Source organism: Nocardioides sp. (genome assembly GCF_036493135.1).
Lineage (GTDB): Bacteria > Actinomycetota > Actinomycetes > Propionibacteriales > Nocardioidaceae > Nocardioides.
Genome location: NZ_DASXQG010000046.1, coordinates 17,526 through 31,985 on the forward strand (window position 1 = coordinate 17,526; position 14,460 = coordinate 31,985).

Sequence of the window (14,460 nt, forward strand, 5' to 3'; positions counted from 1 at the left end):
CGATGGCGTCACGACGCTGCTCCCGTCAGGGCTGTGAGTGCGGCGGCCACTCCCCCGGTGTGCCAGAACACCGCCGGCGTCTCGGCACCCGCGGTCAACAGAGTCCGGAGCAGGGTCATCGCCTTGGCTCCGTAGTAGTCATCCAGCAACAGGCCCTCATGGGCCAGCGCCAGGCGCGCGCTGATCCGATCCTCGGCCGAAGCCACGCCGAAGCCGGCACCCCGGCAGTCGCGGACGTCGACATGGTCGGCGGTGGGTTCCTCGAGACCCAGAGCGGCGGCACCGGCGCGAGAGAGTCGGAGGATCCGGTCTGTCATGCCCTGGGCCGGCCGACTGACACTGGCGCCGACCAGTCGCCACCGGAGACCGCACCCGACCTGCCCGGCAACAAGCCCGGCCTGCGTACCGCCGGAGCCGGTGGCCACCACGACCGTCCGCGGAGCGACTTCGTGGGCGCGACACTGCTCGGCCAGCTCTCGCGCTGCATTGGCGTAGCCGAGTACCCCGGTTGTGGTCGCCCCGCCGCGTGGCACCGCGTAGGGTCGCCGCCCCTCCGCGCGAAGGCTCCTCGCATGCTCCACGACAGCGTCATCGAGCAGGTCGCGCGTCTCGACCACATCGAAGACCAGGTGGGCACCCGCGACGCGCGCCAGCTCGACGTTCGGTGACGGAGGCGAAGGCATCTCGCCCGGGAACAGAAGGTGACAGTCCAGGCCGACCACCCGCGCCGCCATCGCCGCAGCCGCACAGAAGTTCGAGGACGGGCTGCCGGCCGCGACGAAGACGTCGGCCTCTTCGGCGAGAGCCGCGCCGAGCAGGAACTCCAGGGGCCGCGCCTTGTTGCCGGAGATCCCGAAGCCGGTCAGGTCGTCACGTTTGAGGAAGATCGGACCGGCGCCGAGCGCGGTCTCGAGACGCCGGGCACGCACCAATGGAGTCGGCAGCAGCGCGAGCTCGACTCGAGGGAGGGTCATGTCCATGTGCTCTGCTCCACCGACCGCGCGCGCCGAGCTCGGGCGATGACGTCGTCGACCATCCTGCCGGCATCGCCGGGCTCCCAGGACGTCCACTGCTCGCGGTCCTGCTCGGTGACCACACCCTCGGCGACCAACACGTCGAACACCTCGTGGACGTCGCGACTACCCGGCGCGAGGACGTCGTGCATGAGCCGCTGCGCGGCATAGCGTCCCTGTCTCCTGGTCAGCCGGGCGAGCATCTGCTCGGACGCCGCCTGGTCGCCGAGACTGTCGAGGTTGGTCCGCATCGCCTCTGCCTCCACGACCAGACCGGACAGCAGGCGCAGGGTCGTCCCGAGCGCGACTCCGGACAGGAGACACACCTCGGGGAGCGCGACCCACTCGGCCTTCCAGGCACGCCCGTCGCGTTCGTGTCCACCGTCCATTCCCTCGAAGAGCACCGCCACGTTGGCCCGGACCAGGCGCCCCAGGGTGTCCAGGTGCTCGCTGCCCTCGGGATTGCGCTTGTGCGGCATGGTGATGCTGCCGACCGTGTCGCCGGTCGTCGGCTCGCGCAGCTCGCCTATTTCCGGCCGCTGCAGCTCGTAGACCTCGTTGCCGATCCGAGCCAGGGTGCCGCAGATCATCGCCAGCTGTGCCCCGAACTCCGCGAGCCGGTCCCGCGAGGTGAGCCACGAGATGCCGGGGTCGCCCAGCCCCAGCTCGGCACAGAACTCGGCCCGCAGCTCGGCACCGCGCGGCGCGAAGAACCCCAGGGTGCCCACGGCTCCGCCGAGCTGTCCGACCAGCCAGCGAGGACGTCCTTCGGACCACCGCTGAAGGTGGCGCCGGACCTCGTCGGCCCACGAGGCGGCCTTGAACCCGAACGTGATCGGAGACCCTGGTTGACCGTGCGTCCGACCGGCCATCACCGTGTCGCGATGGGTGACGGCCAGCGCGAGGAGCCTTTCCTCGATCGCGCGCAGGTCTCTCCACACCACCGATCCGACGTCACGCATGATCAGTGCGAACCACGTGTCAGTCACGTCCTGGACCGTGGCGCCGACGTACACGTGCCCCCTCGCCGACACGGGCAGGACCTGATGGAGCGCGTTGATCAATCCCAGCATCGAGTGTGAGGTACGCCGGGTCTCGACGGCCAGCAGGTCCAGGTCGAGCTCTTGGACGTGTGCATGAGCGGCGATCTGGGCGGCCGCTCCGTCGGGGATGATGCCGAGTCGCGCCTGGGCAACGGCCAGGGCGGTGATGATGTCCAGCCAGCTCTGCAACCGCGCGCGCTCGTCGAAGACCTCCGCCAGCTCGGGAGTGCCCCAGAGATGGGCGTACTGCTCGGAGTCGCTCAGGCGGGTGCCCACGACGGCTCCCATTCGTCGACCAGGGTCGTCAACGCCTCCGAGATCTGGGCCAGCGAAGCCCCCCACGGCACGATCACTCGACGGTCATCCACCTCGATGTGGCTCTCGAGCAGGCAACACTTGGCCAGGATCGCCCCGGTGCCACCCGTCCTCTTCCACGGACAGATGTCCACCTGCGGGGCACGCTCGCCGTAGAACCACTCGTGGATCTGCTCTGACCTCTCACAACCGATCAGCGTCCACTCGCGCCGGTCGGGATGTTCGTCCAGATAGTCGGTGGTCGCGCCCTCGACGGCCACACCCCCACCGCGGCACGGCAGGAGGTAGCTCTCCGACCGCCGGGACCGCGCCAGAGTGTCGAGCTCGACGACGTCTGGGACCAGCTCGATCGGCGGCAGGTGCTCGGCCAGGGCCAGCACCCGGCGTACCTGGTCGAGCAGCTTCGCCGGGTAGGGCGGCGTCACCTCGCGAACAGTGACCCGAAGCGGCGACGGGTCGATGATGAAGCTCACGTGGCCGTACCTGCCTTGCACCACCACGCCGCGCTTGTCCGGCGCGCCGCTCGCGGCCGCATGCGCGAGCGCGGTCGGGATCGCCGTGTCCACCTCTGGGTCCTCGAGGTAGACGCAGTCGGCGGGACCAACCAGGAGCTGCAGCCCGGTGATGGGTGAGAACAAGGGGTCTCCGGACACTTTGTGCACTGCGGCGACGGCCGTCTGCGAGCCGTTGCGGATGACGATGAACCGGGTTCGGCGATAGGCCTCACGGCCGATGAAGTGCCGCTCGAGCGACTCCTCATCGAGGTCGCACTCGACCGAGGTCACGGCCACGCCGCGATAGGCGCCCGGAACCACGTTGCGCGACGGGGCTCCAGCCAACTCGTTCACGCGGGCTGCCGTTGCAAGGTGAGGTCGCACGTGTCTGCGCGGAGCCCCAGGCGCAGCGTCTCGAGGGCCACCGCCTCCTGGGCCGGGATGTTCGCGAGGTTGACGTCGGGGCCGAAGGCGCGGATCAACCAGGCCTGCTGGTCCTTGTGGGGCGCCTCGAACAGGACCTTGGCAACGCCGCCGCCGCGGACCGCGGCGGTCACGACGTCCTCACGGATCGCTCCGTCCTCCTGATAGATCCCCACGGTCCCGCTCTCTCGACCTTCGGTGATGACCCAGTGGGCGCCGGCGGCGAGATCCGACGCCACCTCCCGAGTCCACTGCTCGGCGGTGAGGATCTCGTCGGGATCCTTGCTCCCCACCTCGGACAGCACGACGAATCGCTGTGCAGCCAGGCGCAGAAGGGCATGCTTGTCATCCAGACTCATGCGCGCGACCCCTCGGGAGACCTCGACGCTGTCGAATCCCACCGCGGCCGCCCACTCGAGACAGGCCTCAGCCCGCCCCTGGGACCAAGCGATTTCGAGGAGCGTTCCACCCAGGCAGGAGCGGACCCCGTGGGTCCTCAACAGCTGGAGCTTCTCGGCCAGCCCGACGTCGAGGTAGGCCGTGCCCCAGCCGAACTTCCACACATCCATATGGGGTGCGGCGGCCGTGAGCGCTGATCGAGTCGACTCAACGGTCAGCCCCTTGTCGAGCACGTGGGTCAGACCCACCGCCCTGGGCTTGGAACTCCGCGCTGGGAGGTTGAGGAACGTCGGTGCAGCCACGTTGCCTATGCTACATGTATCATTCACTTTCCGACAGGCGGGACGCACAGGCGACCTACCAGATGACGCGTGAGGGGCAGCCATGACCACCGGCATCGACGACCCGACCGAACTCGAGGAGCTGGCAGGGTTCCTGCGTTCCCACCCAGCGCTGAGGGCGAAGAACGAGATCAGGCTGGTCAGTGAAGTCCTGGGCGCCGGGAGCTGGGTCCATGGCCCGGGTGACGACGGGGCCGTCGTGGCCGCCGGACCCGGCTCGGGAATGGTCGCAGGGGCCGCCGACCAGGTCATCGCCTGCGGTGAGGCTCTGCTCCCGGCCTTCGTGGCCTCGGATCCCTACGGGGCGGGCGTCGCAGCAGTCTTGGCCAACGTCAACGACCTGGCCGCGATGGGTGCCGTCCCACTGGCCATCGTCGACACCATCGTCGGCAGTCCCGAGCTGGCACGCGAGGTCTTGCGCGGGATGAAGGAGGCCTGCGAGTGGTACGACGTGGCACTCGCCGGCGGACACCTGACCTTGCATGACGGCGCACCTGCAGTGTCCGCGTTCGGGGTCGGTCGCGCCGAGGCCGTGCTGTCCACCACGAACGTGGCCGCCGGCCAGTCACTGGTGGTCGCCGCGTGCACCATGGGGGCGATGCGTACCGACTTTCCGTTCTTCCGTTCATTCGCGGAGCGCGCCGACGAGATGGGCGACGATGTCCGCGTCCTCGCCTCCATTGCGGCCACGGGTGCCTGCGTCGCAGCCAAGGACGTCAGCATGGCCGGCCTCGTCGGTTCGCTGGCGATGCTGCTCGAGTGGAGCCGGCTCGGGGTGACGGTGGACCTGGAGCGACTCCCCCACCCGGTCGACGTTTCGATACACGCGTGGTTGACCTGCTTCCCGGCGTACGCGTTCTTGCTCTGTGCTCCCCCGGGCCGCGAGAACGAATGCATCTCGGCATTCCACGAACGCGGGCTCGAGGCCGCTGCGGTCGGCATCGTCGACGAGTCCGGGCTCGTGGCACTGCAGTCGGGAGGACGTCGGGCCGTCGTGGTCGACCTCGCCGTCACCGGGGTCACTGGCCTGGCCCGGTGACCCCGTCCTCGAGTCGTCGAACCGTCGCCAGCGCCTCGCTCCGGGGCGGTAGGTCGATGCACATGGGTTGGTGCGGGAGCCCCGCGTAGACCTCCGACTCGCCCGCTCTGACCCACCCCAGTCGCCGGAAGAACGCGACGTTGGCGGGCTGGATGTGCGCGACCATGGTCCGCCCGCCGTGAGCCCCCGCGGCAGCCACGGCGTACCTGACCAGCGGACCCCCCACCCCGTGGGTGCGGTACGCCGACAGTACGGCGAGGCGGTCGCCCTGCCATCTGCCGTCGACGAGGTCGAGCGGGAACAACCGAACAGTGCCCACGGCGATCCCGTCGCTGTAGCCCAGCACGGCGATCGTTGACTCCTCGCCGTCCCGGAAGTCCAGGTCGGACCCGGCGAACACCGCTTGCTCGTCGACGAAGACCTGGTGACGAATGGTCAGATGCTCCGTACGTTCGATCGCGGAACGCGCGGGCCGGCATGCGAGTCCGTGGCCGGCCGGCGGCACCGGGTGTCGACTCCGAGCCCGGGCAGCAGGTTCTCCGAGCCCCACCTCAGACCGCATGGGAGACCGGGATCGGACGAGGGCTGATCTGCAGGAGAGCCTGGACACTCTGAAGGCCCGAGCACGCCTGGCACCGGGCACATCCGGCCTTCGCGACATCGGCGGCCATTCCTCGCTCGCTCATGTAGCTGGCGACCTTGCGGTAGATGCGCTCGGTGTACTCCCGGGAGGGTGGCACCACGTCTTCCATGAGGCTGCCGGCCACCGGCCGGATCGGGACGACGAACGGGAAGACGCCGATGTCGATGGCCCGTCGGCAGCCCTCCACCGTGAGCTCCGGGTCCTCGCCCATGCCGAGGATCACATAGGTGGAGACCTGGCCTTCTCCGAAGCGTGCGACGGCGTACTCCCACGTGCGGAAGTACTGGTCGATACCGGTGCGGGCCTTCCCCGGGGCGACCCGCGCGAGGACGTCGGGGTCGAACGACTCGACGTGGATGCCCACGGAGTCGATGCCCAGGTCGGCGACCTCGTCGATGACCTCGAGCTTCATCGGTGGCTCGAACTGGACCTCGACCGGCAGGCCGGTGGCCTCCCGGACCGCATGGCCACAGCGCGCGACGTAACGAGCGCCGCGGTCGACGCCGTTCGAGCTACCGGTGGTGAGGGTTGCGTCGACCGCGCCGTCGAGCTCCTTGGCGGCCATCGCCACCTCGGCGAGCTGCTCCGGGCTCTTCTTGACGATCGTGCGACCGGAATCCAGCGACACCCCGATGCCACAGAACCCGCACTGGTCGTCGTTGCCCCAGTACGAGCAGGTCTGCACGACGGTGCTCGCAAACGAGTCCAGGTGCATCAGGCCGATCTTCCAGTAGGGCACCCCGTCGGCAGTGGTCAGGTCGTAGAAGCGCGGGCGTTGCTGGGTGGACGCGTCCGCGCGCCGTCGATCGCCCTCGAACACGGCGTACCCGTCGTCCTCGGCCCTCAGCACGTACGGCGAGTCGGCCGCCGCAGCGTTGTCGGTGGGGACCGTGACCGGGAACCCACCCACCCAGAGAAAACCGGAGTCCGACGGGCCGGCGCCGCCGGTGCGCCGCTCGAGCGGCACCTCGACCCTGAGTCCGCGAGCCTGCAGATCCACCACCAGGTCGGCCAGCTCCTCCGCTACCGCGGTCGGGTTCGGGGCTCGGCCCGGGTGCGAGCCGAGCGACGTCGCCCCGGAGGACCCATTACTCACGCTCATTGCACTCTCCTAATATCTACTTTCCGACATTTATCGTACTCTTTAGTAAACGTCATCTCGGACGACGATGTCAAGCGTTGGCGGGTCGCCCCCTGTGTCCGGTGCCGCCCAGCTCGCGGCACCGCACGGCCGAGGCGGCATCGACCACCGCATCGGCAGGGAGGGCATCACCGACAAGTCCCGCGCGCTCGGCGAGCTGCGGCACGAGCCTGATCAGTTCCGAGCGTTGCTCCAACACCGACGAGATGTCGGCAGTGGTGCCGCGCAGCTCCTCGGCGACCAGCCCGACGAGCGACGCGGCCAGCTCGAACCCGGCAGGGTCGGCGAGTGCCATCGGGTAAAGCCGTCCCTCGGCGGTGTGGAACCTCGCCAATGCCTCGACGGGGACCCTCTCGGCAGGACGCTCCATCTCTCACCTCCAGCAGCGGGCCGGCAGCCACGTGGCGGCTAGCGTTCACTATCGTCTATGATTGCGCAGCATACTGCATGTATGGAACCTACTGTCCACGGAAGCGAGGGTCATGGCCAGGACCGCTGTGGTGGCCGTCGGCGGCAACGCCCTCCTCGCCCAAGGTGAGAACGGCACCTACGAGCAGCAGCGCGCCAACGCCGGGGCGATGGCGGTGTCCATCTGCGCACTGCTCGATGCCGGCTGGCGGGTCGCAGTCGTGCACGGCAACGGGCCTCAGGTCGGCAATCTTGCGATCCAGCAGGAGCTGGGACGCACGGAGGTGCCGGCGATGCCGTTGTTCAGCCTCGGGGCGATGACCGAAGGACAGCTGGGGTCATTGATCGCGATCGCGCTGTACGGCGTGTGCGGGCCTCGGCACCGGATCGCGGCGCTGCTGAGCCATGTGATCGTCGATCTCGACGATCCTGCGTTCGCCCAGCCCACGAAGCCGATCGGCCCCTTCTTCTCCGAGAGGCGAGCCACAGCGTTGGCCGAGAGTCGCGGCTGGGACATCACCGAGGACGCCGGACGCGGGTTCCGTCGGGTTGTCCCGTCACCCGACCCGAAGGGATTCGTCGAGATCGAGGCGATCGGCTGTCTCCTCGACGCCGGTCATGTGGTGGTCACCGGGGGCGGTGGAGGGATCCCCGTTGGTCGTCGCGAGGGAGTCTGGGACGGCGTGGACGCTGTCATCGACAAGGACTACGCCGCGGCCGAACTCGCCCATCAGATCGGGGCCGACGCGCTCGTCCTCATCACGGCCGTCGACGCGGTCCAGCTCGACTTCGGGAAGAAGACCCAGCGCCGGCTGACGTGGATCGACACAGAGGAAGCGGAAAGGCACCTCATGGCGGGGCAGTTCCCGGCCGGGAGCATGGGACCGAAGGTGAGCGCAGCCGTTCGGTTCGTCGAGCGTGGTGGCGGCCGGGTGGCAGTGATCACGACGCCGACGCTGGTCGCAGACACTCTGAACAATCACGACCCCGCGAACGAATCGGTCGGAACCCGGATCGTCCCTGAGAACAGCCGACAAGGAGCGTTCGCATGAGCGTGGCCATCAAGCTTTTTCCCGACACGTACGTCGACTCCGTGGTGCAGCTTCGGGCGATGCGGGCGATGCGGGAGGTGGACGGCGTCGAGTGGGCGAGCGCCGCCATGGCCACACCGGCGAACGTCGAGGACCTACGGACCGAAGGCGTCGAAGCCACACAGGTGGCGGGGTCGAGCTCCAACGACTTCTTCCTGGTCGTTCGGGCCACGACGGACGCGACTGCCGTGGAGGCGTTGGCCACCGGTGAGTCCGCGGTCACGTCCTCGGATCCCCCTGGCGGCACATTCGACCAGACGGAGGTACCACACTCGTTGCGCGACGCCGTGCGAGCACAGCCGGCGTCCAACGTCGCGGTGATCTCCCTGCCCGGGGACTACGCCGCCTTGGCCGCCTACCAGGCCCTCTCCACGGACCTGCACGTCCTGTTGTTCAGCGACAACGTCCCGGTCGCCAAGGAGGTGGCGCTCAAGGACCACGCGCTCTCCCGGGGCCGGCTGTTGATGGGGCCGGGCGCCGGAACGGCCGTGCTCGGGGGCGTGGGCCTCGGATTCGCCAACGTGGTCACGCCCGGACCGGTTGGCGTGGTCGCTGCCGCGGGGACCGGCGCCCAGGAGGCCATGGCACTGCTGGACCGCTGGGGAGTGGGGGTCAGCCATGTCATCGGTGTCGGCGGACGTGACCTGTCAGCCGGAGTCGGCGGGCGTATGGCCTGCGCGGCGGTATCCGCGCTTCGCGAGGACGCGGCGACGGAGGTCATCCTCTTGGTCTCGAAACCGCCCGCGCCCGACGTGGTCACCAGGGTGCTCGCATCAGCCGGAGGGAAACCGCTCGTCGCTGCGCTGATCGGGCTGGACCCGCAATTCCCGGTTCCGGCCGGCGTCCTCTTCGCCGACACCCTCGAGACCGGGGTGACCGCGACGCTGGGCGCGTTGGGTATCGCCGCGCCCGACACGACCGCGACGATCGGCCCGACGTTGGCAGAGGTGCGGTCGAGACTGGCGCCTGGTCGCCGCCTGATCCGGGGGCTGTTCTCGGGAGGGACGCTGTGCTACGAGTCCCTGGTCATCCTGGGCCGGGTGATCGGCGAGGTTCACTCGAACACGCCGATCAACAAGGCATGGGGCTTGCCGGCTCCGGCCGACTCTCATCAGTGCCTGGACCTCGGCGAGGAGGAGTTCACGAGGGGTCGTCCGCACCCGATGATCGACCCCGAGGCGAGGCTCGAGGTGCTGGCCGCACATGCTGCGGACCCCAGCGTTGCGGCGATCATCCTCGATGTAGTCCTCGGTCATGGTTCGGACGACGACCCGGCCAGGACTCTCGCGCCGGCGTGCGAGTCCGCGATGGCCGACGGTGGTCCCCAGGTCGTCGCCTACGTCTTGGGCACCGACCAGGACCCCCAGGGCTACCAGTCACAGCGCGAACGCCTGATGCGAGCCGGGTGCATCGTGACCGAGACCGCGGCGCGAGCCTCGCTCGTCGCGGCCGCGATAGCCACCGGCGAACCGAGCCTGATGAGGAGGAGCGTGTGAGTGCCACCGACGGCCGACCCGACCAACCCCGAGTGGCTCTGGTCACCTATTCGACCAAGGCCAGGGGCGGCGTCGTGCACACCCTTTCGCTCGCGGGCGCCATGGCTGATCGAGCGGTGCCGGTGCGCATCATCGCGCTGGGCAATCCTGACCAGGACTTCTTCCGGCCGGTGCGCGCGCCGTACTCGCTGGTGCCAGCCTCCCCGCCGGCGGACACCTTGGAGAAGAGGGTCTTCAACTCCATCGACGATCTCGAGGCCGGGTTGTCGAAGGTCGCCGACGAGGTGGACATCTTCCATACCCAGGACTGCATCTCGGCGCGCGCTGCCGCGCGGGTGCGGGATGCCGGCGCTCACGTCCAGGTGGTGCGAACCGTGCACCACGTCGACGACTTCACTACCCAGGCACTGATCGACTGTCAGCGCAAGGCGATCGAGGAGCCCGACCGACTCGTGGTGGTGAGCGAGGACTGGCGCACCCGACTGCGGCAGGACAACGGCGTGGACGCGCTCGTGATCCACAACGGCGTCGACGCCGACCGCTTCGCTCCGATCAGCGCCGCAAGGTGCGCCGCCCTTCGGAAGCGGGCCGGGGTGGCAGAGCGCTTCGTGTTCTTGTCCGTGGGCGGCATCGAGCCCCGTAAGGGCAGCGTGTTCCTGATGGAGGCGATGTCGAAACTGGTGCGCGAACTCGATCCGCCCCCGGCCCTGGTGATCGTCGGCGGTCACTCGTTCCAGGACTACACGCGCTATCGCGACGACGTGCTCGCGACCCTGCCCGGCTTGGGACTCGAGCTAGGACGCGACATCATCCTGGCCGGTTCGCTCAGCGATGACGAGCTCCACGAGTGGTACCGCAGCGCGGACGCGCTGGTGTTCCCCTCCCTCAAGGAGGGCTGGGGTCTGGCGGTGCTGGAGGCGATGGCGGCCGACCTTCCCGTGGTGTCCAGCGACATCGCCGTACTGCAGGAGTACCTCACGCCCGACCAGACGGCGGTGATGACGCGGGCCGGGGATCCGGAGTCGTTGGCGGCCGGCATGCGCAAACTGGCCGCCGACCGTGGACTGCGCGAGACCTTGATCCGTGGCGGTCGTGAGCTCGTCCCGTCCTTCAGCTGGGCACGCGCCGCCGACGAGCACGCGCGGCTGTACGCCCAGATGTCCGGCTGAGGACGCCTCGGTGGAGGTGGTCGGGACCTGCACACTCATCTATCATCCGATACATTTCTGTTGTATAGTGGATATCATGGCGCCGACACGCGAGCAAGACGTACACCGCACCCTTCGGTGCCCTCACCAGCTGACCATGCCCCGCGAGAAGCACTCGGCCGTGGCGCTGCGAACCAACCTCATCAAACCAACCGCGTAACACCTCAGAGAGGAGCACCACATGGCCGACATCGTCGGTGAACGGGTCAGTGCAGGCGACGCCATCGTCGACTACGAGGACAAGGTCTTTCCGGACCATCAGGCGGAGCCGGGTCAGAAGGCGTTCGTCTTCTACCACTGCGTGCCGTTCGAGAGCTCGGCCTCGCTGGTCAACCTGCTGACTGCGACCCGGATTCTGCGTAAGGGGTTCGAGACCCACTTCGTGATGTTCGGTCCGGGGTCGCTGGCGGCAGCTGCGAGCCGCGGCTACCCCAAGGTGGGCGACGAGGGCTTCCCCGGCAACATGAACTACAACAACCTGTTGCAGCGGTACATGGACGAGGGTGGGCACGCCTACGCGTGCCGGTTCTCTGCAGCCGCCCTCTACGGCATGCGCGAGATCGACATGATGGAAGGCGTCAAGCCGATCAATCCGAAGGACATCCTCGACGCTGCCATCACGGCATGGAAGGAACGGGCCCTGGTGCTGAACACCTGGACCATGTGACCGATCCCTTCGCCTGCCTCCGACGCTCTTTGCGGGAGCCCCACCGCAGAGAGCGTCGGAGCAGACCGGGGCGTCGAACACCAGTTGCCTGTCCGCCCTCGTCGTGACCGACCCGCCCGGAGGCGCCGGTCAGGGCCAATCAGCCGGATCCGGCAAAGGCCGCTCGGGCCACCCCAGCACTCTGGCCCCGAGGACGGCTGTTTGGAGCGTGTACCGGTGCGCCGGGTCCAGTGGGTCGAACCCGGTCAGAGACTTGATCCGTTCCAGTCGGTACGTCACGGCCCGGACCGAGAGGTGGAGAGTGTTCGCCGCCGCCGTCGCGACGCACCCGCACTCGAAGTAGGTCGCCAGGGTCTGCACCAGCGGCGCGGCACCCCCACGAGCCTCGCCCAGAGGATTCAGGACCGAGTACACCAGCTCGACCAGCGCCGGCTGGTCTCGCGACAGCACGCGATAGGTCAAGAGATCCCGGGTCTCCACGATCGGCCGGTCCAGATTCATCCGGCTCGCCATGGTCAGGGCCTCGCGGGCCTCCTCATATGAGCGGGCGATCCCGTAGGCCCCGGGGTGGGCCCGTCCCACCGCCACCCGCCACGGTGAGCCTCGCCGCAGACGACTCAGCTCCCCGTGGAGGATCTTTCCGAGATCTCCGTCGGTCCCTGAGCTCCGCGAGCTGGTCGGTGCGCCTGGTGCAACCGCCAGGGCCAGCACCACGACCAAGCCCTCCTTGGTCGCCACCAGCACGTCTCGATCACCGAACCGATCCAGCACCACCCGCTCCAAGGCACTGGTCGCGGCCGCGATCGACGGGATCCGCTGTCCCGGTTGGGCAAGCGCCACCTGATGGGCACGGGTCAGGTCAAGGCCGAACGGCTCAGCTCGTTCCACGAGCTCGCTCAGATGTGCATCGCCACGCAGCAGGTCCTCGATCAGATCCCGCCGCAGTGTCTCCTCACGCCGGATCATCTCCCGACCAGCCTCGGCGTGTCCCTCCGCGAAGGACGCCACCGCATCGTCCACGACACGCAACACCGCCGCCGCAGCAGCACGCACTGCGGTGTTGTTCCGCCGGCGGATGACTGCGGGGAGTTCGCTCCAAACCCGTCGCGCCGCCGAGAGGTAGAGGTCGACTCCCTGACCGACCGACACACCCTGTTGTGCCGCGCGGTGACCTTGGTTCCGCACGGCCCTGATCTGAGCTCCCGAGGGGGACTGCCCACAGGTGGCGGCCGCGGCGAGCATCGGCAGGTACTCCCCCAAGTACTCACCCGACACACCACCGGCGTCCCGACTCGCAAGCTCCACGACCCGAACCAACCACCCCTCCCCCGCAGCCGCCGGGTCGGACCGCACCCCCGCGCCGGCGGCGTTCCTCGAATGCCTCTTCTTGATCACGCCGTGTTCCCCGCGGGCGACCGGTCCGATCAGATCGGCGTCGCCGATGATCCCCACCGGTCGCCCCTCTGTGTTCACGACGGGAAGGGACGTGACCACGTGCCGGTCCAGCAACTGGACCGCCTCCTGCGCCGCGACGTCCGGAAGGACGGTCACGGATGGGGAGGTCCTCTCTGATCTCCCGCCGGCAGTCAAGGCGAAGCCTTGGGGTAGCCACACCCAGGTCGAGGCACGCGACGCGCCGGCCTCGCGTCTTGGTCGCTCACGTCGGCCTCAGAAGTGCCCGCCCTGTCGATCGCCGGCGTCGCGTCCGAGATGCCGGTCTCCGCTCGCCACTGGCGGTGCCGGCAGCGCAAGCGGCGGACGACTGCGCGCTCGCGCGCGTAGAGCCTGAAAAGGGCGTCTGCGGTGACCTCATCGCCTCCGGGTGAGACCGGCCTGCGGCTTCGGCGGATGGCGGCCCTGATCCTGGTGAGTTCTGCCATCAGGTCGGGCACCGAGGGCGGCGGTTCGGGGGAAGGGTGGGTCATGTCCCCGGGGTCGGTGTCCGCAGATTCCAGAATGGGTGATTGACCGAGTGACATGGGTCGAGCATCCGGTCAGCGGGGGCGTTGGTCTATCCGTGCTGGACCCCATTTTCCTTGGCGGCAGGCCGGGGCGGGTGCCGTGTGCACCCGCGTCTCCTAGGGCTCGATGAGCCCGCTGCGGATCGCGTAGCGGGTCACCCCGACCCGGTCGCGCATGCCGAGCTTGCCGAGGATGTTCGCGCGGTGCCGCTCCACGGTCTTGGCGCTGATCGTGAGCAGATCGGCGATCTCGTGCGTGTTGTGGCCTTCCGCGATCAGCTTGACCACCTCGTTCTCGCGCTGGGTCAGCGGACCGCGCCCGGGCTGGTCGCCCCGCTTGAGCTGCTCGAGGTAGCGCCGCATCAGCGCGCCGAGTGCCGGGGGGTAGATGAACGGTTCGCCGCGTAGCACGGCACGGCAGGCTGCGATGATGTCGCGGTCGGCCTGCTGCTTGAGCACGTAGCCGGACGCGCCCGCGGCCACGGCTTGGAAGAAGTACTGCTCGTCGGCGTGCATCGACAACAACAGGATCGGTAGGTCCGGACGGCGGCGCGCGATCTCGCGCACTGCCTGCAGGCCTGTGAGCTTGGGCATCGCGATGTCCAGAATCACGAGGTCCACGTCGGCCGTGGTGGCCTTCTCTACCGCGTCCATGCCATCGACTGCGAAGACGGTCACGTGCAGGTCGGCTTGTCTTTCCAGCAGCGCCTTGACCCCTTCGCGCACGACGGCGAAGTCGTCGGCGACGAGGATGCGGATCGGTGACGGTGCCGGCACG

General features: G+C 68.7%; 14 protein-coding genes. 5 read left to right on the top strand and 9 right to left on the bottom strand.

Going from position 1 to position 14,460, the window contains the following annotated elements; genetic code table 11:
- Nucleotides 1-8: 8 nt before the first annotated feature.
- Genes VGJ24_RS07495 through VGJ24_RS07510 form a run of 4 tightly spaced genes read right to left on the bottom strand, consistent with a single transcriptional unit; the run spans nt 9 to nt 3,989 of the window.
- On the bottom strand, nt 9-974 hold the full coding sequence (locus VGJ24_RS07495) for a 1-aminocyclopropane-1-carboxylate deaminase/D-cysteine desulfhydrase (RefSeq protein WP_331499895.1): 966 nt from the start codon (nt 972-974) through the stop codon (nt 9-11).
- Nucleotides 971-2,332 carry an adenylosuccinate lyase family protein gene (locus VGJ24_RS07500; RefSeq protein WP_331499896.1) on the bottom strand — a complete coding sequence of 454 codons (1,362 nt, stop codon included), beginning with the start codon at nt 2,330-2,332 and terminating at the stop codon, nt 971-973. The genes VGJ24_RS07495 and VGJ24_RS07500 overlap by 4 nt, the downstream gene beginning before the upstream one ends.
- Complete coding sequence (locus VGJ24_RS07505) at nt 2,317-3,219, bottom strand: DUF7714 family protein (RefSeq protein ID WP_331499897.1); 903 nt, start codon at nt 3,217-3,219, stop codon at nt 2,317-2,319. The genes VGJ24_RS07500 and VGJ24_RS07505 overlap by 16 nt, the downstream gene beginning before the upstream one ends.
- Nucleotides 3,216-3,989, bottom strand: a complete 774-nt coding sequence (locus tag VGJ24_RS07510; RefSeq protein WP_331499898.1) for a phosphosulfolactate synthase — start codon at nt 3,987-3,989, stop codon at nt 3,216-3,218. Before VGJ24_RS07510 ends, VGJ24_RS07505 begins: the two co-directional genes overlap by 4 nt.
- An 82-nt stretch (nt 3,990-4,071) precedes the next feature.
- On the opposite strand from VGJ24_RS07510, the gene VGJ24_RS07515 reads away from it, so the two are divergent.
- Complete coding sequence (locus tag VGJ24_RS07515; RefSeq protein WP_331499899.1) at nt 4,072-5,067, top strand: AIR synthase related protein; 996 nt, start codon at nt 4,072-4,074, stop codon at nt 5,065-5,067.
- On the opposite strand, the gene VGJ24_RS07520 is transcribed toward VGJ24_RS07515, so the two are convergent.
- From VGJ24_RS07520 to VGJ24_RS07530, 3 genes are all read right to left on the bottom strand, one after another.
- On the bottom strand, nt 5,048-5,728 hold the full coding sequence (locus VGJ24_RS07520; RefSeq protein WP_331499900.1) for an MSMEG_0567/Sll0786 family nitrogen starvation N-acetyltransferase: 681 nt from the start codon (nt 5,726-5,728) through the stop codon (nt 5,048-5,050). The genes VGJ24_RS07515 and VGJ24_RS07520 overlap by 20 nt on opposite strands.
- Nucleotides 5,619-6,812, bottom strand: coding sequence for an MSMEG_0568 family radical SAM protein (locus tag VGJ24_RS07525; RefSeq protein ID WP_331499901.1), 1,194 nt, complete (start codon nt 6,810-6,812; stop codon nt 5,619-5,621). The genes VGJ24_RS07520 and VGJ24_RS07525 overlap by 110 nt, the downstream gene beginning before the upstream one ends.
- Nucleotides 6,813-6,882: 70 nt before the next feature.
- Nucleotides 6,883-7,146 carry a hypothetical protein gene (locus VGJ24_RS07530; RefSeq protein WP_331499902.1) on the bottom strand — a complete coding sequence of 88 codons (264 nt, stop codon included), beginning with the start codon at nt 7,144-7,146 and terminating at the stop codon, nt 6,883-6,885.
- A 187-nt stretch (nt 7,147-7,333) separates the two neighbouring features.
- Here VGJ24_RS07530 and VGJ24_RS07535 point away from each other — a divergent pair, with 187 nt between their 5' ends.
- The 4 genes from VGJ24_RS07535 to VGJ24_RS07550 all read left to right on the top strand — a co-directional run bounded on the left by VGJ24_RS07535 (nt 7,334) and on the right by VGJ24_RS07550 (nt 11,721).
- Complete coding sequence (locus tag VGJ24_RS07535) at nt 7,334-8,311, top strand: carbamate kinase (protein ID WP_331499903.1); 978 nt, start codon at nt 7,334-7,336, stop codon at nt 8,309-8,311.
- Entirely contained in the window at nt 8,308-9,846 is a 1,539-nt protein-coding gene (locus VGJ24_RS07540; protein WP_331499904.1) for an FdrA family protein, read from the top strand. Before VGJ24_RS07535 ends, VGJ24_RS07540 begins: the two co-directional genes overlap by 4 nt.
- Nucleotides 9,843-11,015, top strand: coding sequence for an MSMEG_0565 family glycosyltransferase (locus VGJ24_RS07545; protein WP_331499905.1), 1,173 nt, complete (start codon nt 9,843-9,845; stop codon nt 11,013-11,015). The genes VGJ24_RS07540 and VGJ24_RS07545 overlap by 4 nt, the downstream gene beginning before the upstream one ends.
- 220 nt (nt 11,016-11,235) lie before the next feature.
- Nucleotides 11,236-11,721, top strand: coding sequence for an MSMEG_0572/Sll0783 family nitrogen starvation response protein (locus VGJ24_RS07550; protein ID WP_331499906.1), 486 nt, complete (start codon nt 11,236-11,238; stop codon nt 11,719-11,721).
- A gap of 129 nt (nt 11,722-11,850) precedes the next feature.
- Here VGJ24_RS07550 and VGJ24_RS07555 read toward each other — a convergent pair whose 3' ends face one another.
- The gene (locus VGJ24_RS07555) at nt 11,851-13,272 is read right to left on the bottom strand and encodes a helix-turn-helix domain-containing protein (RefSeq protein WP_331499907.1); all 1,422 of its coding nucleotides are present in this window, start codon (nt 13,270-13,272) and stop codon (nt 11,851-11,853) included.
- 527 nt (nt 13,273-13,799) lie between these two features.
- Nucleotides 13,800-14,459, bottom strand: coding sequence for a response regulator transcription factor (locus tag VGJ24_RS07560; protein WP_331499909.1), 660 nt, complete (start codon nt 14,457-14,459; stop codon nt 13,800-13,802).
- Between the last annotated feature and the right edge of the window lies 1 nt (nt 14,460).

Bases quoted from the DNA above. Each gene is read 5' to 3' on its own strand.
- VGJ24_RS07495 (WP_331499895.1), bottom strand. From the start codon at position 974: ATGACCCTCCCTCGAGTCGAGCTCGCGCTGCTGCCGACTCCATTGGTG.
- VGJ24_RS07515 (WP_331499899.1), top strand. From the start codon at position 4,072: ATGACCACCGGCATCGACGACCCGACCGAACTCGAGGAGCTGGCAGGG.
- VGJ24_RS07520 (WP_331499900.1), bottom strand. From the start codon at position 5,728: ATGTCGCGAAGGCCGGATGTGCCCGGTGCCAGGCGTGCTCGGGCCTTC.
- VGJ24_RS07525 (WP_331499901.1), bottom strand. From the start codon at position 6,812: ATGAGCGTGAGTAATGGGTCCTCCGGGGCGACGTCGCTCGGCTCGCAC.
- VGJ24_RS07530 (WP_331499902.1), bottom strand. From the start codon at position 7,146: ATGGCACTCGCCGACCCTGCCGGGTTCGAGCTGGCCGCGTCGCTCGTC.
- VGJ24_RS07535 (WP_331499903.1), top strand. From the start codon at position 7,334: ATGGCCAGGACCGCTGTGGTGGCCGTCGGCGGCAACGCCCTCCTCGCC.
- VGJ24_RS07540 (WP_331499904.1), top strand. From the start codon at position 8,308: ATGAGCGTGGCCATCAAGCTTTTTCCCGACACGTACGTCGACTCCGTG.
- VGJ24_RS07550 (WP_331499906.1), top strand. From the start codon at position 11,236: ATGGCCGACATCGTCGGTGAACGGGTCAGTGCAGGCGACGCCATCGTC.